An 18,935-nucleotide genomic window follows, 5' to 3' on the forward strand; every position below is an offset into this window, starting at 1 on the left:
GGGAATGAATTGCACGGCAGAAGGAATGAAATGCATTTTATACGGCGTGAGTTGCCGTTTTTACGCCTAAAAGCGCGTGAAATGCCGGGAGTAACACGTGATCTACATCAAAGATATCAACGATTTATTGTTAATCGCCGGTGAACGATTGTGGTGAAATTGTGAAGGATGCGTCTGCAAGGCGTAAATCGGCATTGCGCCTATAGAGCGGCGGCGAGCGCGGGACTATGTTATCTGCGATCGGACGAGGTCCGCTCTGCAGGAGTCCATGAAATGAAAAAAACGCTGTTGTTACTGGCTGCGCTGCTGGCGCTGCCGCTGGCGAGCCAGGCCGACGTCTCCATCGGCGTGAACGTGCCGGGCCTGTCGTTGCATATCGGCGATCGCGATCATCGCGGCCACTACTGGGACGGCTATCGCTGGCGCGATCCGCGCTGGTGGGCCGATCATCACCGGTATGAACGTTCGCGCGGGTACTATTATGGCCCGCCGCCACGGGTGATTTACTACGGGCCGCCGCGGCGCGACTGGCGAGATCGGCCGCATTACCGCATGCCGCCACCACCGCCGCCCGGCTATTACTACCGTCCGGGCCCGCGCTGGTAAGCGCTTACAGGCGCATCAGCTTGCGAAATTCTTTCACCTTGCTGCGGCTGACCGGCACTTCAAACTCAAGATCGCTCAGCCGCAGAATGTAGGTATTGTTGAACCAGGGCACGATCTCGCGGATCTTGGCCAGGTTAACGCAGTAAGAGCGGTGGCAGCGGAAGAAATGCTCTTCCGGCAGCCGGCCGTAAAACTCGGTGAGGTTCATCGGCATCACGAATTCTTCCCGGCGAGTATAGACCCGCGTCACCTTTTCATCGGCGGCGGCGTAATAGATGTCGTTGATGTCGGTAACGATGATCCGCTCGTCTTTGATCAGGTTGATGCTGTGGCTACCGCGGCTCGGCGCGCTGGTCGGTTCCGCCGCGCCGGCGGGGCGATGATGCAGCGCCTCCAGTTTTTGCAACATGGTGACGATGCGCGCCTCGTGATAGGGCTTGAGGATATAGTCGAACGCCTCGATCTCGAAGGCTTCCACCGCGTGTTCTTTATAGGCGGTGATGAACACGATCGATGGCCGATGGGCGAACTTGCTGATGTTTTGCGCCAGCAGCACGCCGTCCAGCGACGGGATGTTAATGTCGAGGAAAATGGCGTCGACCTGGTGGGTTTGCAGGTATTTCAGAACGTCGAGGCCATCCTCGAAGGTAGCGACGATATCGATATTGCTGTGTTTCTTGATCAGGTAGCTGAGTTCTTCCTGCGCGAGGAATTCGTCTTCCACGATGATAGCTTTCATGAGGCCTCCCCGACCGGCGGCGCGCTCGGTTCCTGATGCAGCTTGCCGCCGTTTTTGCTGATATAGAACGCGATTTCGGTGCCCGGCTCCAGGCGGCGGATATGCAGCCCTTCACCGTACAGCAGCGACACGCGGTGATGCACGTTGAGCAGGCCGATATTGTGGCCCGGCATCTCGTTGCGCGCCACCCGATCGATGGTTTCCTGATTGATGCCGTGGCCGGTATCCTTCACCGAAATTTTCACCCGATCGCCCTGATCTTTCACCGCGATCACCACCACCCCTTTACCCTTGCAGGGCTGGATGCCGTGCACGATGGCGTTCTCCACCAGCGGCTGGATCAGCAGGCTCGGAATGCGCACCGAGACGTCGTCGTCGATGTCGTAAATCACCGCCAGCTTGGCGCCGAAGCGCGCTTGTTCGATGGCGATATAGTCCTGAATCTGATGCAGTTCCTTACGGATATCGATCAGTTCGTCGTTCAGCTCCAGGTTGTAGCGCAGGTAGCGCGACAGGTTGATGATCAGCTGGCGCGCGGTGTCCGGATTCAGGCGGATAGAGGAAGAGATGGCGTTCAGCGCGTTGAACAGGAAGTGCGGGTTAATCTTGCTCTGCAGCGCGCGCATTTCGGCTTTATCCGCCATCTGGCGCAGATGCTCGATGCGCGAAACCTCCATCTGGGTGGAGATGATCTGCGACAGCCCGACCGCCATCACCTTCAGCGTGTTGGTGATCTGGTGAGCGTGGCAGTAGTAAATTTTCAGCGCGCCGGTCACTTCGCCCTTTTCCCACAGCGGCACCACCAGCTGCGAATGGATCTGCGGCGCGGCCGGGTTTTCCAGGTTGTTTTTGATGATGATTTTGCCGTGGCGAATACTTTCGCGGGTAACGCGGCTCAGCCCTTCGCGGCCGATCGGGTAGGCTTCGCGCCCCACGCCAACGTAAGCCAGCACCTGATGGGTATCGGTGATCGCCACCGCGTCGGCGCGGATGTCCTGGCGGATGATATCGCAAATGGTGGCCAGCGATTCGCTGTTGATGTTGCGAAAATAGGGCAGCGTCTTGTGGGCGATATCCAGTGCCAGCTTGGCCTGGCGTGCGGCGATCACTTCTTTTTCATCTTCGACGCTCTGCACCAGCAGCACGATCAGGCCGATGCACACCGTGCCGAGGATCATCGGCAGCGCGATCTGCGACACGATGTCGAGCCCAAGCTCGGTCGGCTTGGCCCACAGCACGATCAGTAGCATGGTGAGGGATTCGCACAGCATGCCGCCGACGATGCCGGCGCGCCAGCGCTGCTCTTTTCTCACCTTGAGGTTGATGTAGCCGGCGCTGATGCCGGCGATGATGCTGGTGATGAGGCAGGGCACCGAGGTGATGCCGCCGATGTCGATCAGATAGCGGTGCACCCCGGCGATGATGCCGGTGACGATCCCCACCCAGGGGCCGAACAGAATGCCGCCGGCCATGATGGCGATGACGCGCACGTTGACCAGCGATCCCTCAACGTTGATGCCGGAGTAGGTGCTGAACAGCGCGAACAGCGAGAAGATCGCCGTGACGATGCCGAGCTCGAGCGGCGTATGGTCTTCTTTTTGCAGCAGTTGGCGGAACAGCCGGGTGCGGGTCAGAAAAAACAGACAGATTAACATCAGCGCGGCGCGATCAAACACCGCCAACAGCATTTCAAAAAAAGGGTGCACGACGGGTTCTCGCTGCGGCCTACGGATGGCGGCAGTATACCACAGCGAGAAAGGCCCGTGGCTCAGGCCGGCGGTCAGCGCATGCCGAGCTGCGCTTTGCCCAGCGGCGTCAGCAGATCGGCGGTGGCGCGGCCGTCAAAATCCACTTCGAAGTCGTCGGGAGCGAAGTCCGGCGGTGTTCTGCCGTCGATAAAGCTCGGCAGTTGGCGCTGCAGGTAGGCGTCGTTTTTCGCGCAGCCCGGCGCGGCGGCGATGTACATCACGTTGCTGTCGAACTCGCCGTTATGCTCGTTCTCCACCGCGTGGATCACGTCGCAATGCCAAAATACCGTGTCGCCCGGCTCCAGATCGGGAATAGGGGAAATCCCACTTAATAAAAGGGGATGCCATTTTTCCGAGATCGACAGCGCGCGGCCCGGCGCCGCATCGCATAGATCGTCGTCGGCGACGTCGTCCTGCAGCGCGCGCAGCAGCACATAGGCCATGGCGTTGGCGATCGGCACCAGGTTCAGCGTGCCGGCGTTGGTGCGTTGCGGCGTCAGCGCCGTCCAGCCCTGGAAGGTGCGGAACATCGAGCAGACTGCCGGGGAGGCTATTTCGCGCACTTCGGTGCGGCCGTCGGCGGCAAAGGGATCGTACTGCTGCCAGTCGCCGGAGAACACGTGGCGATACACATAGCGGAAATTCTCGTCCAGCCAGCGCTCGATGGTGCCGCTGTCGACGTGCGGCGACAGGCCCAGCGACGAGGAGTTCGGCGGGCGGCGGCGAGTGCGATCGGCGTAGGTGGCGATGCGGGTCGGATCGAAATGCTGCTTGCCGTTGCTTTCGGTGGCCCACAGGCCGTTGAGGAACACCTGCACCGCATGCATGCGCGCATCCTGCCGCGCTTCGACCTGCGGCTTTGACCAATAGATGCCATAAATCTGTGGCTTGCTGGCGGCCAGCTTGCCGAAATAGTTGTCTTCGGCGGCGTTTTTCAACCGCTCGACGAAGTTGTTGCGCTCGAGATAGTCGCCGATTTCCCGGTTCCAGCCTTCGGCCTTGGCGCGGGGAAACACGCCGCGAATGGCGCAGGCGCCGCGCTGTTTGATCAGCGCTATCTGTTGATCGCTGACGCGCTGCTGCAGGATATCTTCCGCGTCGATCTGCGGCACCGGATTATGGCCGGCGGCCAGTTCGCGGCGGATCTGGTCGACCTGGCCGCGGATGTTCTCCTCCAGCGCCAGAAAAACTTCGCGGTAGTTCGGCAAGGCCTGGCGCAGCTGGCGCTTGACGTTAACGATCGTCTGCGGAATATCATCGATGACTAAAGAGGCCATGGTGTTCTCCTGGTGCCGCGTGAGTCACTGCGGCGGACGGTTGTAGGGAATCGGGCAAGACGTTATGGTTTTGTGGTTTTAACGTGAATGATTATCGGCAACCAATCGGGGAAAATAAAGAGATATCTTTCATTCGTAAGTTCCTCTTTTTCGTTTTTCGGAGATTTTATGAAGCTGGTCACTGAACGCTTGTACTTACAGTCGATAACTGCCGAGGACTGGCCGCTGTTTCTGCGCCTTTACCAGGATCCTGAGGTGATCCGCTATATCGCCGATCCGCTCAGCGAAGCGGCGATCCGCGAGCGTTTCGACGCGCGGCTGCCGGCCTGGGACAAACACGGCGATCAGTGGCTGTGTCTGGTGATGCGTGAGAAGCACAGCGGGGAGGCGGTGGGCATTACCGGCTTTCGCCCGCAGTGGCTGCCGTATCGGCAGGCGGAGGTGGGATATGGCAGTTTGCCCTCCGGCCAGGGCAAGGGCTATGGTAAGGAGTCGCTGCGGGCGGTGCTGGATTTTGCGGTGAACGCCTGCGGTTTTCACAAGCTGACCGCTACCGTGACCTCCGGCAACCTCGCCTCGCGCGGCCTGCTGGAGTCGTGTGGTTTTCAGCTGGAAGGCACGCTGCGCGATAATTTCCGCCTGGCGGGAGAGTGGCGCGACGACTGGCTGTTCGGGCTGTTGGCGGCGGAGTTTCAGGGCGGCAAATAAAAATATCGCGCCGGGTATCGACAAGCTCGCCGGCGCTGCGCTATGTTCGATATTCGGTCAGTTCGCTGGCCAGCGTCGCTCGGACGGTCCGGGCGCTAACGTTTATCGAGGAATCCCCTATGGCTGATAACAGTCCACAGCGCCGTTTTACGCGCATTGAACGTCTTCCCCCTTACGTATTCAACATCACCGCCGAACTGAAGATGGCCGCACGCCGTCGCGGTGAGGATATTATCGATTTCAGCATGGGGAACCCCGACGGCCCGACGCCGCCGCACATCGTGGAAAAACTGTGCGCCGTCGCCCAGCGCGACGACACCCACGGTTATTCCACCTCGCGCGGCATTCCGCGCCTGCGCCGCGCCATTTCGCGCTGGTATGCCGATCGTTATCAGGTGGATATCGATCCGGAAAGCGAAGCCATCGTCACCATCGGTTCGAAAGAGGGGCTGGCACACCTGATGCTGGCGACCCTCGATCACGGCGATACCGTGCTGGTGCCGAACCCCAGTTACCCGATCCACATTTACGGCGCGGTGATCGCCGGCGCCCAGGTGCGTTCGGTGCCGCTGGTGGACGGCGTGGATTTCTTCAGTGAACTGGAGCGCGCCATTCGGGAAACCATTCCGCGCCCGAAAATGATGATCCTCGGCTTCCCGTCCAACCCGACTGCGCAGTGCGTGGAGCTGGATTTCTTCGAGCGGGTGGTGGCGCTGGCCAAACAGTACAACGTGCTGGTGATCCACGACCTGGCCTATGCCGACATCGTTTATGACGGCTGGAAAGCGCCGTCGATCATGCAGGTGCCGGGGGCGAAAGACATTGCGGTGGAGTTCTTCACCCTGTCGAAAAGCTACAACATGGCCGGCTGGCGCATCGGTTTCATGGTCGGCAACCCTGAGCTGGTCAGCGCGCTGGCGCGCATCAAAAGTTATCACGACTACGGCACCTTCACGCCGCTGCAGGTGGCGGCCATCGCCGCGCTGGAAGGCGATCAGCAGTGCGTGCGCGATATCGCCGAGCAGTATCGGCAGCGCCGCAACGTGCTGGTGAAGGGGCTGCACGAGGCCGGCTGGATGGTGGAAAACCCGAAGGCGTCTATGTACGTGTGGGCGAAAATCCCCGAGCCTTATGCCCACCTCGGTTCGCTGGAGTTCGCCAAGCGCCTGCTGGCGGAAGCCAAGGTCTGCGTCTCGCCGGGCATCGGCTTCGGCGACTACGGCGATACCCACGTGCGCTTCGCGCTAATCGAGAATCAGGATCGTATCCGCCAGGCGGTGCGCGGCATCAAGGCGATGTTCCGCGCGGACGGGCTGCTGAAGCCGGGTAAAGCCGGCAGCGCCAAATAACCCTGTCAGGCCGGGCGTTCGCCCGGCCTTATTTTTTCCGTCCCAAGGTTTTCTTCATTATTTCCCCATTATGCTCAACTACGCTGAATTTTATTTTTTGGACAGAGTGTATGAGCAACCGCTACGCGCGATCGCAAATCGTTTTACATTGGCTGACGCTGCTGATGGTGATCCTCACCTATGCGGCGATGTTGCTGAAAGATTCGGTGCCGGAGGCGTGGGCGCCGATGGTCAAAAATCTGCATTTCAACTTTGGGGTATCGGTCTTTGCCCTGATGCTGATTCGGTTGGCGGTGCGCTCTTTCCACGCTGCGCCGCCAACCACGCCTCCGCTGGAGGAGTGGCAGGAGGTAGGCGCGAAGATTTTCCATTGGCTGCTGTACGTGGTCTTCCTGATGTTGCCGCTGCTGGGCATGTTAACCCTGGCCTACGGTGGGAAATCGTGGTCTTTGCTGGGCTGGCCGATGCCGCAGTGGGTGACGCCGGATCCGGTGATGCGTAAGCTGGTCAAAACGGTGCATGAGACGCTGGCAAACGTTGGCTACTTTATCATTGGCGCGCATGCGCTGGCGGCGCTGTATCACCACTACCTGCGCAAGGACGACACCCTGCGCCGCATGATGCCGGGCAAATGAGCGCTAGCCGAAACGACAAAGGGACGCTTGCGCGTCCCTTTGTCTGTGTTCCTGGTGTGGCTGCTGTCAGGCAACCATCAACATGAAGGTGCCAACCCAGGCAACCAGCATGAATGACACGCCCATCAAAAAATATTTCACTGAACAACTCCTGTCTGGAGTCCTCGCCAGCAATGATCCCGATTGTTGTGCTGAGTATTTTATGGGCAACCTGCTTGTCGGGCGGATTCTTCCAAGCGGAAGAACAACGTCCTCGAGCGCGGGTTGTCCGGTTGTCGCGCCTCATGCTCCGTGAGGTAAAATCCGAACCGCGACAGGATCGGCGCTAATGTACTCTCAATACTGGTCTGATTTCAATACTGTGTTTTTGATCACAATTTTAGGCTATTTTTTAAACAGGGTGCACTGTTTTATAACGCTTTTTATTTATGTTTACCTATAGTAAGTTTCGACGCTAGGATAGCGTTGTAACGTAGGCTGGCTACAATCGAAAAGGATTTTTAATTTGTTGTTATTAAAGTTTTTTTTTAAAGCATCGGTGCTTTTTTTGATAGCGACCCCGCCGTCTGCTTTTGCCAGTAATGCTTTGTGGCGCGTAGTGAATAATCTATGTGTGTTTAACTATCAATATTTAGGAACACCATTTCCCTGCGATAAAGTTTCAATGGATGAAGGTGTCGCTCGTGGCTATGCCATCGTACGCGATCTTGAAAGCCGCTATCATTATTTGCTCGTGCCAACGTTGAAAATGGCGGGAGTCGAAAGTCCGGAACTGTTATTAGCTGATACGCCAAATTATTTTGCGTTGGCTTGGCAGAATCGACATGTTCTGGAAGAGGTTTATGGCTCTTCATTGCCACGAGAAGCTTATGCTTTAACAATAAACTCGCAGCGAGGCCGTACTCAAGGGCAATTGCACATTCACATTTCATGCTTGAAACCGCATGTCAGACGCAGTATAGACCGCCAGCTACCTAATATTGGGGATGAATGGACACCGTTGAAAGACAACTTGGTTGGGCAACATTATTTAGGTATGCGAATAAGGCAAGCGGATTTGGACGGTGTGTTTCCATTTATCAATATAGGTCATGATCTGATTAAAAAAAACGCGGATATGAGAAAGTTTGGTGTGGCGGTCGTCCCCGTTACTTTTGAAGATAAACAACAAGGGTTTATTTTATTGGCTGACGAGGAAGGGGCGATGAAAAACAATACGGGGCACACTGAGAATTTGCTTGATTTTTCTTGTAAGAACTTTACCACGCATTCCAGTTAGCGATACGTCGTGAACAGAAAGCCCGCCGTGTGGCGGGCTTTAAAATCGGGTATTGCAATACGGTGGCAGGCGCTCAGGCGACGGCGTTGATGCCGGTCGCCAAAATGACCCAAAAAACGAGACAAGACAGCAGAATAACGGCCCAAATATGACGGCGACTCCACTCCATTTTTAGCCTTCGTTGTTGCGACAAGTGATTAGGTAGCCATCATATCGGCGCAAAACGGGGGAAATTTAGCCCCCTTGGATAATATTTCGCTTACCTGCCGCTAACTTATTGGCAAACTTCACTTATCGTCACGCGCACTTCGTAGCCCAGCAGATACAACGCCTGCTCCAGCGCTTCCACTTTTGAAGCGTAGCCGATATCCAGCAACCGCTCCATTTGCCCGCCGTTGAAACCCAGCTTGCGCGCCAGCGCCGCTTTACCGGTGTTTTTGCGCAGCATCGCGTTGTGCAGTTCGATCTTCAGCGCCACCAGCGCCGGCAGATGTACCCTCAAGTCATCGGTTTGCGAAGGAGAAGGGGCGGGCAGGGGCAGCCCTTCATCCATCGCGGCGGCGATGGCGGCCAGCAGGCTTTCCTGCGCTTCCAGCTCGATGTCTTCGCGTTTATAGCAGGCAGATTGCCACTCGGGGAAGTCGTGGAAACCGATCTGCCAGGCGTCGCTGTCGCTATCGAAGGTGTAATGGGCGGGGTAGTGGCTGTACATGGCAATCCCTGATTGAAACCAGAATGAGGCGCTATTGTGACGGCATGCTCGGGAGATAGCCAGCATGAATGTATCCGTGGGGGAATTTAAATTGAATTGAATAATTATTAGCAGGCAAATTTAATGTTCGTGTTAACAATAATCTTGTTATTTTCTCCAACAAGGCAGGTTATTTAATTGGATGTTTGGATTAATATTCCTGTCGACCGGTGATAATGAGAATTAAAATCAAATATCACACCGGTTTTATACAATTTCACACGAAAGAGTGAAATTAAGAATATTGATCATTAATGTGTTTTATCTTATTGATTTATATTGTTTTAATTTTTGTTATTTCACTTATTGATAATTGTGAAATTCCAGTTTCAGGCAGATATCACCTGGCTGCGGTATTCATTGGCAGATTTATAAAATACTCTTTTTAGGCAAAGGCGCATTCGATTCTATTTAAGCGTGCGCCAGACAGAAATATTCATTACTCCATGCTTATTACCCGGCGGCTCTAGCCGACTTTTCGGGTGCCTGCTCGCATTTCTACTTTGCCAGGACAGCAGCTCACGGATTAAAGGAATACCTCGTGCCTAAAGTTAACTCGCGTTCATTACGCTTTACCGAACGCCACGCCACCAAATATGCGGCGTCATTGCTGTTTATCGGTTTATCCCTGCCGGCCACCGCGCTGGCGGATGAACGCTATGACGCGCTGATCCGTCAGGCCAGATCGGGCGATACTGCGCCGGTGCTGGCGTATTTATCGCAGCGGCGCGCTCAGGAGGGGTTGAGCCTGCAGCAGCGAGCCGATTATATCCAGGTGGCCGGGTGGGCCGGCCACGATGAAGAGGTAGTCGCGCTTTGGCGTGCCGACGGCGCCGCGCTGCAGCGGGATAGCGCCAGTCTGGCGACGGCGGCTCGCGCCTATCGCAACCTGAAGCAGTGGCAACCATCGCTGCGACTGTGGCGTACGGCGTTGCAGCTCGCTCCCGCCGACGGCGGCTTACAGCGTGGCTATGTGATGACGCTGGCGGATACCGGGCAGGATGCGCAGGCGCAAACGGAGGCGGCCAAAGCGGAGAAGCTGCTGGAGCCGGCGACGTGGTATCTGACGCGCGCCTATGTGGACCAGGCCGCCGGCCGCAGCTGGGCGGCGCTGGAAAACGCCACTCATGCCCGCGCGCTGGCGCCGTCCGACACCGGAATTCAGGCTTATTACGTGACGCTGCTGGCGGCGAATCGGGTTGCGGATCCGGCGCTGCGTGAAAGCCAGGGGCTGACATTGCCGCCCGTGCAGCAGCGGCGCCTGCAGGCGGATGAAGCCGCCGAGCTGGTGCGGTTGTCGTTTATCGATGCTCGCGGCGAACAGGAACGTTTCGTCATCGCCGATCGCGCGCTGGCGCGCTATGACCAACTGCTGACGCAGTGGCGGCCGCTGCCGGAGGCGCAGGACAGCTACCAACAGGCGCGTATCGATCGCCTTGGCGCGCTGCTGGCGCGTTATCGAATGGCCGACGTGGTGAGCGAGTATCAAACCCTGCAGGCGGAAGGGCGCACGGTGCCGGATTATGCCCAGCGCTGGGCGGCGTCCGCCTACCTCTATCTGCAGCAGCCGGACAAGGCGCAGGCCATTTTCGGCCGCCTGAACGCCGCCGCACCGCAGGCGGTGACCGCCGAAGACGAAACCGATCTGTTTTACGCGCAGGCGGAGAACGAACGCATCGATCAGGCGGCGCTGCTGGCGCAGCGCGTCAGCCAGCGCTATCCCTACGCGACCCGCCTGTACCAGCTGCCGACGCTGGCCTACAACGATGATTGGCTGGTCGGCCAATCGCTGCTGGCGCAGTCGCGGGTTTATCAACGCGATCTGGCCGAGGCCGAACGGCAGCTGACCCATCTGGCGCGCACGGCGCCGGGCAATCAGGGTCTGCGCATCTCCTTGGCCAGCGTTTATTTGGCGCGCGGCTGGCCGCGTCGCGCCGAGGAGGAGTTGAAACAGGTGGAAGGGCTGGAGCCGCGCAGCCTGCCGTTGGAGATCCAGCAGGGCTATGTCGCGCAGGGGTTGCAGGAGTGGCGCCAACTGGATTTGCTGGCCGACGACGTCATCCAGCGCGCGCCGGAAAGCGTCGCCGCTCAGCAGTTTGAACGTTCGCGCCGCATTCACCATATGTCTGAACTGCGCATCAGCGGCAATCAGGGCATCGATTCCGACGGGCCGGTCAGCGGCAGCCACGATTTCGGCATACACGCCGCGCTCTATTCACCGCCGATCGACGACAACTGGCGGCTGTTCACCGGCTGGGGATTCAACACCGGCCAGTTCGACGAGGGCAAGGGCATCAACCGCGATCTCAGCGCCGGTGCCGAGTGGCGCTCGCGCGATCTGTGGCTGGAGGCCGAGGTGGCCAACCGCAACTACGGCCACGGCAATGAGCTCGGCCTGCGCCTCTCATCCTGGTATGACCTGAATGATCAATGGCGCCTCGGCGGTTCGGTGGCGCGCCTGTCGGCCGAGACGCCGCTGCGCGCGTTGACCAACGGCATCAGCGCCAACGGCGGCAACCTGTGGCTGCGTTGGCAGCAGAACGAAAGCCGCGAGCTGCGCGCCAGCGTGGCGCCTTCGCACTTCTCGGACGGCAACAACCGGCTGGAATACGGCCTGGAAGGGCGGCAACGGCTGCTCGCCGGCGCCCGTTATCGGCTGGACATGAACCTGACGCTGTCCGGCAGCCGCAACAGCCAGGAGAACGTGCCGTATTACAACCCGAAGCGCGACTTCACGCTGCTGCCGTCGTTAACGCTCGATCACACCCTGTATCGCCATTATCAGACCGAGTGGAGCCAGCAGTTCCAGGCCGGCGCCGGCAGCTATTGGCAGCGGGACTATGCGCGCAAGCCGATCACCCAGCTGGGTTACGGCCAGCGCGTCAGCTGGAACGGAGTGCTGGACGCCGGCGTGATGCTGCAGTTTGAGAAGCATCCGTACGACGGCAAACGCGAGCGGAACATCGGCGTGACGTTTGATCTGAATTATCGTTTTTAAAGGAATCATCATGCTTATTCGATCCTCGCTTTTAGTGCTGGCCGCGTTGCTGACCACCGCCTGCAGTCAGGCGGACGTACCGCGCTTCACGCCGCCGGCGGAGCGAACCGTGGGGCCAATGGAACGCCCGTGGCCGGCCAACCGCTACGCGGTGCTGGCGTATCACGACGTGGAAGACGGCGCGGCGGACCAGCGCTACATGTCGGTGCGCACCAGCGCGCTTAACGAACAGTTCGCCTGGCTGAAGCAAAACGGCTATCAGCCGGTTTCGGTCGAACAGATCCTGCAGGCGCAGAACGGCGGCCCGGCGTTGCCTAACAAGGCGGTGCTGCTGACTTTCGACGACGGCTACCGCAGCTTCTACAGCCGGGTATTCCCGTTGCTGAAGGCCTACAACTGGCCGGCGGTGCTGGCGCCGGTCGGCGTTTGGCTGGATGCGCCGGCCGACAAGCCGGTCGATTTCGGCGGCCTGATGACGCCGCGCGATCGCTTCCTCACCTGGCAGCAGGTGCGGGAAGTGTCGGACTCCGGGCTGGTGGAGATCGGCGCGCATACCTACGCCTCGCATTATGGCGGCATCGCCAACCCGCAGGGCAATACCGAACCGGCGGTCGCCAATCGGCTGTACGACGCCAAGCAGGGCCGCTATGAAAGCGAGACGGAATACCGCCAACGCATCGAGAAGGACGTGGCGTTGATCACCCGGCGCATCACCGCTGCCACCGGTAAGGCGCCGCGCGTGTGGGTCTGGCCGTACGGTGCGGCCGGCGGCGTGGCGCTGGATATCGCGCGCAAGCACGGTTACCGCATGGCGCTGACGCTGGAGAACGGGCTGGGAGACGTCAACGCGCCTGAGAACGTGCCGCGCATGCTGGTGGCCGGCAATCCGTCGCTGACGAGCTTCGCCCAGCAGCTGACGCAGATACAGAACCGACAGATCATGCGGGTGGCGCACGTCGATCTCGACTACCTCTACGATCCCGATCCGCAGCAGCAGGCCAAAAATCTCGACAAGCTGATCCAGCGCATCTACGACCTGCGCATCAATACCGTTTTCCTGCAGGCGTTCGCCGATCCAAAAGGCGACGGCAACGTGCGCGAGCTCTATTTCCCCAACCGCTGGCTGCCGATGAAGGCCGACCTGTTCAACCGGGTCTCCTGGCAGCTCTCGTCGCGCACCGGCGTGGCCGTGTATGCCTGGATGCCGGTGCTGGCGTTCGAGCTGGGGTCTGACGTGCCGCGCGTGCAGCGCCTCGATCCGCAAAGCGGGCAGCTGTCGGTAGACGACAAGCAGTATCGTCGCCTGTCGCCGTTCAGTCCGGTGGCGCGCCAGCGCATCGGTGAGATCTACGAGGATCTGGCGGCCCACGCCACTTTCAAAGGGATCCTGTTCCACGACGATGCGCTGCTGTCGGACTTCGAAGATGCCGGCCCCGACGCCGTTGCGGCCTATCGCCAGGCCGGTTTCGCCGATTCGGTGGCGGCGATTCGTCAGGATCCGCAGGCGATGGCGCGCTGGACGCGCTTCAAGAGCCGGGCGCTGATCGACTTTACCCAGTCGCTGGCCGAACGGGTGCGGGCGATCCGCGGTCCGCAGGTGCAAACCGCGCGCAATATTTATGCGATGCCGGTACTCGATCCCGCCAGTGAAGCCTGGTTCGGCCAGAATTTAGCGGATTTCCTGCAGGCCTACGACTGGGTAGCGCCGATGGCGATGCCGCTGATGGAAAACGTGCCGCGCGCCGACAGCGGCCGCTGGCTGGATCAACTGGTGGGCAAAGTGGCCGCTTACCCCGGCGCGCTCGATAAAACGGTGTTTGAGTTGCAGGCTGTCGACTGGCGCAAGGAGCGCCGAATCAGCCTGGATGACGGTCAACTGCTGGCCGAATGGATGCGTCGCCTGCAGCGCAATGGCGCTCAGAGCTTTGGTTATTACCCCGACAACTTCCTCGACGATCGGCCTAAGCTGGACGCCGTTCGCCCGGTGTTGTCCTCAGCCTGGTTCCCACTGCCATGACAGATCGTTTAATTGCCTTATTTATCCTGTGTCTGGTGTTGAGCGTGCCTTTCGGCATCGTCCTGCTGTTTACCGGCGAAATGCTGCTCAACTTCGTGTTCTTCTGGCCGTTGTTCATGTCCGGCATCTGGATCGCCGGCGGCATCTATTTCTGGCTGCATCGCGAGCGGCATTGGCGCTGGAGCCCGGACATGCCCGCGCCGGCGCTGCCGGGCAACCCGTCGATCAGCGTGCTGATCCCCTGTTTCAACGAAGGGTTGAACGCGCGTGAAACCATTTCGGCGGCGATGGCGCAGCGCTATGACAATATCGAAGTGATCGCCATCAACGACGGCTCCAGCGATGACACCGCCGAGGTGTTGGACCAGTTGACGCTGGAGTTCCCCCGGCTGCGAGTGATCCATCTGGCGCAAAATCAGGGCAAGGCGATTGCACTGCAGGCGGGCGCAGCGGCGGCGCGCAGCGAGTATCTGGTGTGCATCGACGGCGATGCGCTGCTGGATCGCGATGCGGCAGCCTATTTGGTGGCGCCGCTGTTGGCCAATCCGCATGTCGGCGCGGTGACCGGCAATCCGCGCATCCGCACGCGCTCCACGCTGATCGGCCGCATCCAGGTCGGTGAGTTTTCGTCGATCATCGGCCTTATCAAGCGCACGCAGCGCGTTTATGGCCGCCTGTTCACCATCTCCGGCGTGGTCGCGGCGTTTCGTAAGCAAGCGCTTACCGATGTCGGTTACTGGAGTCAGGACATGATCACCGAAGACATCGACATCAGCTGGAAGCTGCAGCTGAAGCACTGGGCTATCTTCTTCGAACCGCGAGCGCTGTGCTGGATCCTGATGCCGGAGACCTTGCGCGGGCTATGGAAGCAGCGCCTGCGCTGGGCGCAGGGCGGCGCCGAGGTGTTTTTAAAGAATCTGCGCAACCTGTGGGCCTGGGAGCACCGGCATATGTGGCTGCTGTTCGCCGAGTATTGCCTCTCCACGCTGTGGGCGTTCACTTACCTGGTCAGCGTGCTGATTTTTCTGGTTGGACTGGCGATACCGCTGCCGGAGGGCATCCGCATTCACTCGCTGCTGACGCCGGCGTTTACCGGCCTGGTGCTGGGCGTGGTGTGCTTGCTGCAGTTCACCGTCAGTCTGCTGCTGGAGAAGCGCTATGAGAAGGGCTTTGGCCGTTCGTTGTTCTGGATCATCTGGTATCCGCTGGTGTATTGGCTGCTCAGCTTGCTGACCACGCTGGTGGCGTTTTCCAAAGTGATGTTGAAAGCTCGGCGCGGGCGTGCGCGCTGGATAAGCCCCGACCGGGGCATTGGGAGGATCAAAGAATGACGGACGTCCTGATTTATTCCGAGCGCGGCCTGCTGCCGCGCGTGGTAGACAGCCTGCTGACGCTTTTCGCCTGGTGCGGCTTTCTTTATCTGTTCAGCTGCGGCCTGATGTCGGTGATGGATCAGCACGGGGTGGGCTCCGCCCTGTCGCTGCTGGAAGTGATCTCGCTGTATATCATTGTGGCGTTGTTCAATGCCGTCACTCTGATCGCCTGGGCCAAATACAACCAGTATTTCTCCCGTCGCAGGGCGGCCGACCGCTGGCGGAAACAGCAACAGAACACCCACATCGGCTATATCACGCCGGAGCTGACCCGGCAGTTGCGGCGTTTGCCGATCGCCGTAGTGTCCCACAACAGCGGCGGCGGTATCAGCCAGGTTAGCGGCAGGCTGACGGCGGCCGAACCGGCAGCGAACAAGGTGGTGCAGCTGCGTTAATCGTCAGCGTTGCCGTCCGGCTTGCGGCGCAGCCCGTCGGGCGGCAACAGCAGGGCGCAGATCATCCCCGCCAGACTGAACAGCGGCAGCCAGCGCGCCACCGGGCCGGGAGAGTAATTGTTCAGCACCGAACACACATAGCACGCCACGGCCAGCGCCCATCCGGGCAGGCCGATATCGTTGAGCCGAAACGCGGTTTTGGCCATAAACCACGCCACCAGGCCAAAACAGAACAGCGCCCACACCATGATGCACAGCAGATACAGCAGCACCGAGACGAATTCCTCGGTATCGCCGTGCGCATGGGCGCGAAAATGGTTTTTATCCAGATAGGTCGACAGAAACGACAGTAGCACGATGCCAACGGCGAAGATCGCCAGCGAAAAAACAAAGGGTTTGCGCGAGATGCGCCCACGATAAAGGTCTTTGGCGAGTTGTCCGAGAGAGTCCATCACAATCCGTTGTCATAATCATTGACCGCCCGGCGGTGGCCGGATGGCAAGCAGCCGGGCATTTTATCGGGGTAAATGCGGGCGTCAAGGTGATAATTTTTCTCATTTAGTTGCGGTTGAGATTCCACGCGGCCGCATCGGGCGTCCCTTCACCGTGCAAAACGTCACAATTTGGCACGTTTGGCTACCTGGCGCGGTAATTGGCGGCATAATCCTGTTTGTTCGCGTTGAACAATGCATTAACATAACTCCCACTTATCTCTTGCATGGCTATATGGATATCCGATGCGTCACCTGGTTGCGCTTTTACCGCTGATTACCTTGCTTGCTGCCTGTAGCAGCACGCCGAAACCCAGTACCACCGCTACGCCGCAGAGCACCCCGGTAAAGGGCGGCTTTTTGCTGAGCCCGGCGCACAGCGGCGCGCCGCTGGGGGGGGATTTCGCCAATAACCCGAATACCGCGCGCTTTATCGATAAGATGGTGCAGGAACACGGCTTTGATCGGCAGCAGCTGCACGACGTGCTGGCGCAGGCACGGCGTTTGGATTCGGTGCTGCGGCTGATGGACAGGCAGGCGCCGACGCCGTCTACCCAGGGGCCAACCGGGCCGAATGGCTCCTGGCTGCGCTACCGCAACAAGTTCATCACCCCGGATAACGTGCAAAACGGCGTGGTGTTCTGGAATCAATATCAGGATGCGCTGCAGCGTGCCTGGCAGGTGTACGGCGTGCCGCCGGAGATCATCGTGGGGATTATCGGCGTGGAGACCCGCTGGGGCCGCGTAATGGGTAAAACCCGCATTATCGACGCGCTGGCGACGTTGGCCTTCAACTACCCGCGCCGCGCCGATTACTTCGCCGGTGAGCTGGAAACCTTCCTGCTGATGTCGCGCACCGAAGGCGACGATCCGCTCGAACTGCGCGGCTCCTTTGCCGGCGCGATGGGCTATGGGCAGTTCATGCCTTCTTCCTTCAAAAGCTATGCGGTCGACTTCAACGGCGATGGGCATATCAACCTGTGGGATCCGGTCGATGCCATCGGCAGCGTGGCCAATTACTTCAAGGCGCACGGCTGGTCCAAAGGCGAACCGGTCGCCATTCAGGCCAACGGCCAGGCACCGGGGCTGGAAAACGGCTTCAAGACGCGCTACTCGGTTGCCGCGCTGGCGGAAGCCGGCCTAAGCCCGCAGGGCTCGCTCGGCGATAATCAGGAAGCCAGCCTGCTGCGGCTGGACATCGGCACCGGCTACCAGTATTGGTATGGCCTGCCGAACTTCTACGTCATCACCCGCTATAACCACAGCACCCATTACGCCATGGCGGTATGGCAGCTGGGCGAGGCGGTCGGGCGCTCGGCGCGCGGCGGCTTCTGACGCTGCGTCAATAAACGAAAAAGGCCGCTTGCGCGGCCTTTTTTGCGTTCTGAGCAATCAGAAATCGTAGCGCAGGCGCACCACGGTCATATCGCCGAGGTTGTCGGTGCTCGATGTCAGCACGTGCTCCACGTCAACGCGGAAACCGTAGTCAAACTGCACGGTAACCCCGAGGCCGTTGTCGATGCGCTGGTAGTTGCGGCCGGTGATGTATTCCAGGCGGTCGCCCATGAAGTACGGCATCACCGATTTCACCGCGTACTGGCCAACCGGCACGGTATAACCGGCCAGGTATTCGATACCCCATGCGTCGCCGGCGAAGTAATTATTGATGTCGGCTTTCTTGGTGGTCAGGAAGTCGTTGTAGTAACCGCCGCCGAAGGTGAGGGTCCAGTTGTCCGGTTTCCAACTGATGGCGGTACCGAAAATGTTCTGGTCATAGCTCTTGCTGCCGCTGGTGGACGGATTGCGCATTTCGGCGCGGGTGTAGTTCCAGGCGGTGCCCCAGGTCAAATCCGGCGTAATGTGGTAATCCACGCCCAGTGAGCCGCCGCCTTTGCGCTTGTAGCGCAGGCCGTTGCCCGGCAGATAGTCGCTGTCGCTGAACAGGTACGAAGCGTAAACGTCCGCATCGCCGAAGCGGTTCTTGTACTTCAGCATTTTGCGTGAGCGGTAAGAGCCGTCGTAGTCACCGTTGATGCCGTTGCCCGGTGCCTGGGCCAGCATGTCGTAGTCCCAGATATCGGTTTTGGCACCCACCACGTCATAATAAACGCTGTTCTGTTGACCGAAGGTCATCTGGCCCCAGGTGTTGCTTTTCAGGCCGGTGTACAGCATGCGGCGGCTGGTGTTTCTCGCGCCGTCGGCATAGTGGTGATCCCAGTCGAACAGCGCCGGAATGTTCACGCCCAGCTCGTAGTAGCTGATCCAGCTGATATCGTCGAACAGGTAGTAGTCCGCCGCGAAACGGAAGCGGGTGCCGCCGTCGAAGCCGTTACGCTTGTAGGAGCCCTTGTCACCGTCGCCCGTCATGTTGTTGAACTGCGGACGGATACTGCCGCCAACGGTGAAGTTCAGGCGGCTGAGCGGATCGCCAGCCTGCGGATCCTGCTTCAGCAGGGTGATTTCCGCCTGAGCGGCGAACGACGCGCTGCCGATCGCCAGACCCAGCGCCACCGCTTGAGTCAATACGCGCAATTTCATTGCCATGTGTTATCCCTGTTTTATGTATGAC

Annotated in this window: 17 protein-coding genes; 10 read left to right on the forward strand and 7 right to left on the reverse strand. The window is 59.3% G+C overall.

The genetic code is table 11. The features are described from left to right. Positions 1 to 273: 273 nt before the first annotated feature. Positions 274 to 606, forward strand: a complete 333-nt coding sequence (locus ACMGF9_RS06270) for a DUF2502 domain-containing protein (RefSeq protein ID WP_033632450.1) — start codon at positions 274 to 276, stop codon at positions 604 to 606. Positions 607 to 610: 4 nt separating this feature from the next. Here the strand turns inward: ACMGF9_RS06270 and ACMGF9_RS06275 are convergent, their stop codons facing one another. The 3 genes from ACMGF9_RS06275 to ACMGF9_RS06285 all read right to left on the reverse strand — a co-directional run bounded on the left by ACMGF9_RS06275 (position 611) and on the right by ACMGF9_RS06285 (position 4,370). Next, entirely contained in the window at positions 611 to 1,345 is a 735-nt protein-coding gene (locus tag ACMGF9_RS06275; protein ID WP_004936341.1) for a LytR/AlgR family response regulator transcription factor, read from the reverse strand. After that, positions 1,342 to 3,033 carry a sensor histidine kinase gene (locus ACMGF9_RS06280; RefSeq protein WP_021505604.1) on the reverse strand — a complete coding sequence of 564 codons (1,692 nt, stop codon included), beginning with the start codon at positions 3,031 to 3,033 and terminating at the stop codon, positions 1,342 to 1,344. The genes ACMGF9_RS06275 and ACMGF9_RS06280 overlap by 4 nt, the downstream gene beginning before the upstream one ends. A 92-nt stretch (positions 3,034 to 3,125) precedes the next feature. Beyond that, positions 3,126 to 4,370, reverse strand: coding sequence for a DUF1479 domain-containing protein (locus ACMGF9_RS06285; protein WP_021505603.1), 1,245 nt, complete (start codon positions 4,368 to 4,370; stop codon positions 3,126 to 3,128). Between the two features lie 168 nt (positions 4,371 to 4,538). Here ACMGF9_RS06285 and ACMGF9_RS06290 point away from each other — a divergent pair, with 168 nt between their 5' ends. From ACMGF9_RS06290 to ACMGF9_RS06300, 3 genes are all read left to right on the forward strand, one after another. Continuing rightward, complete coding sequence (locus tag ACMGF9_RS06290) at positions 4,539 to 5,078, forward strand: GNAT family N-acetyltransferase (RefSeq protein ID WP_015378646.1); 540 nt, start codon at positions 4,539 to 4,541, stop codon at positions 5,076 to 5,078. Between the two features lie 119 nt (positions 5,079 to 5,197). Beyond that, the gene (gene alaC / locus ACMGF9_RS06295) at positions 5,198 to 6,427 is read left to right on the forward strand and encodes an alanine transaminase (RefSeq protein WP_004936329.1); all 1,230 of its coding nucleotides are present in this window, start codon (positions 5,198 to 5,200) and stop codon (positions 6,425 to 6,427) included. 110 nt (positions 6,428 to 6,537) lie between these two features. After that, positions 6,538 to 7,062: a cytochrome b gene (locus ACMGF9_RS06300; protein ID WP_015378645.1), complete on the forward strand. Its 525-nt coding sequence runs from the start codon at positions 6,538 to 6,540 to the stop codon at positions 7,060 to 7,062. Between the two features lie 66 nt (positions 7,063 to 7,128). Here the strand turns inward: ACMGF9_RS06300 and ypdK are convergent, their stop codons facing one another. Next, positions 7,129 to 7,203, reverse strand: a complete 75-nt coding sequence (ypdK, locus tag ACMGF9_RS06305) for a membrane protein YpdK (RefSeq protein WP_099782600.1) — start codon at positions 7,201 to 7,203, stop codon at positions 7,129 to 7,131. A 364-nt stretch (positions 7,204 to 7,567) separates the two neighbouring features. Between ypdK and ACMGF9_RS06310 the strand changes: the two genes are divergently transcribed. Continuing rightward, entirely contained in the window at positions 7,568 to 8,341 is a 774-nt protein-coding gene (locus ACMGF9_RS06310; RefSeq protein WP_031300561.1) for a CDP-diacylglycerol diphosphatase, read from the forward strand. Positions 8,342 to 8,615: 274 nt separating this feature from the next. Here the strand turns inward: ACMGF9_RS06310 and ACMGF9_RS06315 are convergent, their stop codons facing one another. Then, positions 8,616 to 9,053 carry a hypothetical protein gene (locus ACMGF9_RS06315; protein ID WP_004936322.1) on the reverse strand — a complete coding sequence of 146 codons (438 nt, stop codon included), beginning with the start codon at positions 9,051 to 9,053 and terminating at the stop codon, positions 8,616 to 8,618. Positions 9,054 to 9,633: 580 nt separating this feature from the next. Here ACMGF9_RS06315 and pgaA point away from each other — a divergent pair. From pgaA to pgaD, 4 genes are read left to right on the forward strand one after another with little or no spacing between them, the layout of a single operon-like run. Next, a complete protein-coding gene (gene pgaA / locus ACMGF9_RS06320) occupies positions 9,634 to 12,090 on the forward strand; it encodes a poly-beta-1,6 N-acetyl-D-glucosamine export porin PgaA (protein WP_021505601.1) in 2,457 nt (818 codons plus the stop codon). A 10-nt stretch (positions 12,091 to 12,100) separates the two neighbouring features. Continuing rightward, on the forward strand, positions 12,101 to 14,107 hold the full coding sequence (pgaB, locus tag ACMGF9_RS06325; RefSeq protein ID WP_031300559.1) for a poly-beta-1,6-N-acetyl-D-glucosamine N-deacetylase PgaB: 2,007 nt from the start codon (positions 12,101 to 12,103) through the stop codon (positions 14,105 to 14,107). Then, positions 14,104 to 15,438: a poly-beta-1,6-N-acetyl-D-glucosamine synthase gene (gene pgaC, locus ACMGF9_RS06330; RefSeq protein ID WP_015378640.1), complete on the forward strand. Its 1,335-nt coding sequence runs from the start codon at positions 14,104 to 14,106 to the stop codon at positions 15,436 to 15,438. Before pgaB ends, pgaC begins: the two co-directional genes overlap by 4 nt. Next, on the forward strand, positions 15,435 to 15,875 hold the full coding sequence (gene pgaD / locus ACMGF9_RS06335; RefSeq protein WP_261438500.1) for a poly-beta-1,6-N-acetyl-D-glucosamine biosynthesis protein PgaD: 441 nt from the start codon (positions 15,435 to 15,437) through the stop codon (positions 15,873 to 15,875). Before pgaC ends, pgaD begins: the two co-directional genes overlap by 4 nt. Here pgaD and ACMGF9_RS06340 read toward each other — a convergent pair. Next, a complete protein-coding gene (locus tag ACMGF9_RS06340; RefSeq protein WP_015378638.1) occupies positions 15,872 to 16,327 on the reverse strand; it encodes a DUF805 domain-containing protein in 456 nt (151 codons plus the stop codon). The genes pgaD and ACMGF9_RS06340 overlap by 4 nt on opposite strands. 285 nt (positions 16,328 to 16,612) lie before the next feature. Here ACMGF9_RS06340 and mltB point away from each other — a divergent pair, with 285 nt between their 5' ends. After that, on the forward strand, positions 16,613 to 17,701 hold the full coding sequence (gene mltB / locus ACMGF9_RS06345) for a lytic murein transglycosylase B (RefSeq protein WP_015378637.1): 1,089 nt from the start codon (positions 16,613 to 16,615) through the stop codon (positions 17,699 to 17,701). A 57-nt stretch (positions 17,702 to 17,758) separates the two neighbouring features. On the opposite strand, the gene ACMGF9_RS06350 is transcribed toward mltB, so the two are convergent. Next, on the reverse strand, positions 17,759 to 18,910 hold the full coding sequence (locus ACMGF9_RS06350; protein ID WP_015378636.1) for a porin: 1,152 nt from the start codon (positions 18,908 to 18,910) through the stop codon (positions 17,759 to 17,761). Positions 18,911 to 18,935: the final 25 nt, after the last annotated feature.

It is taken from the genome of Serratia sp. BNK-23, from assembly GCF_047456145.1.
Classification (GTDB): domain Bacteria; phylum Pseudomonadota; class Gammaproteobacteria; order Enterobacterales; family Enterobacteriaceae; genus Serratia; species Serratia nematodiphila.

Excerpts from the sequence above, each read along its gene's own strand:
- ACMGF9_RS06270 (WP_033632450.1), top strand. The coding sequence starts at position 274 with ATGAAAAAAACGCTGTTGTTACTGGCTGCGCTGCTGGCGCTGCCGCTG.
- ACMGF9_RS06275 (WP_004936341.1), bottom strand. The coding sequence starts at position 1,345 with ATGAAAGCTATCATCGTGGAAGACGAATTCCTCGCGCAGGAAGAACTC.
- ACMGF9_RS06280 (WP_021505604.1), bottom strand. The coding sequence starts at position 3,033 with ATGCTGTTGGCGGTGTTTGATCGCGCCGCGCTGATGTTAATCTGTCTG.
- ACMGF9_RS06285 (WP_021505603.1), bottom strand. The coding sequence starts at position 4,370 with ATGGCCTCTTTAGTCATCGATGATATTCCGCAGACGATCGTTAACGTC.
- ACMGF9_RS06290 (WP_015378646.1), top strand. The coding sequence starts at position 4,539 with ATGAAGCTGGTCACTGAACGCTTGTACTTACAGTCGATAACTGCCGAG.
- alaC (WP_004936329.1), top strand. The coding sequence starts at position 5,198 with ATGGCTGATAACAGTCCACAGCGCCGTTTTACGCGCATTGAACGTCTT.
- ACMGF9_RS06300 (WP_015378645.1), top strand. The coding sequence starts at position 6,538 with ATGAGCAACCGCTACGCGCGATCGCAAATCGTTTTACATTGGCTGACG.
- ACMGF9_RS06315 (WP_004936322.1), bottom strand. The coding sequence starts at position 9,053 with ATGTACAGCCACTACCCCGCCCATTACACCTTCGATAGCGACAGCGAC.
- pgaB (WP_031300559.1), top strand. The coding sequence starts at position 12,101 with ATGCTTATTCGATCCTCGCTTTTAGTGCTGGCCGCGTTGCTGACCACC.
- pgaC (WP_015378640.1), top strand. The coding sequence starts at position 14,104 with ATGACAGATCGTTTAATTGCCTTATTTATCCTGTGTCTGGTGTTGAGC.
- pgaD (WP_261438500.1), top strand. The coding sequence starts at position 15,435 with ATGACGGACGTCCTGATTTATTCCGAGCGCGGCCTGCTGCCGCGCGTG.
- ACMGF9_RS06340 (WP_015378638.1), bottom strand. The coding sequence starts at position 16,327 with ATGGACTCTCTCGGACAACTCGCCAAAGACCTTTATCGTGGGCGCATC.
- mltB (WP_015378637.1), top strand. The coding sequence starts at position 16,613 with ATGCGTCACCTGGTTGCGCTTTTACCGCTGATTACCTTGCTTGCTGCC.
- ACMGF9_RS06350 (WP_015378636.1), bottom strand. The coding sequence starts at position 18,910 with ATGGCAATGAAATTGCGCGTATTGACTCAAGCGGTGGCGCTGGGTCTG.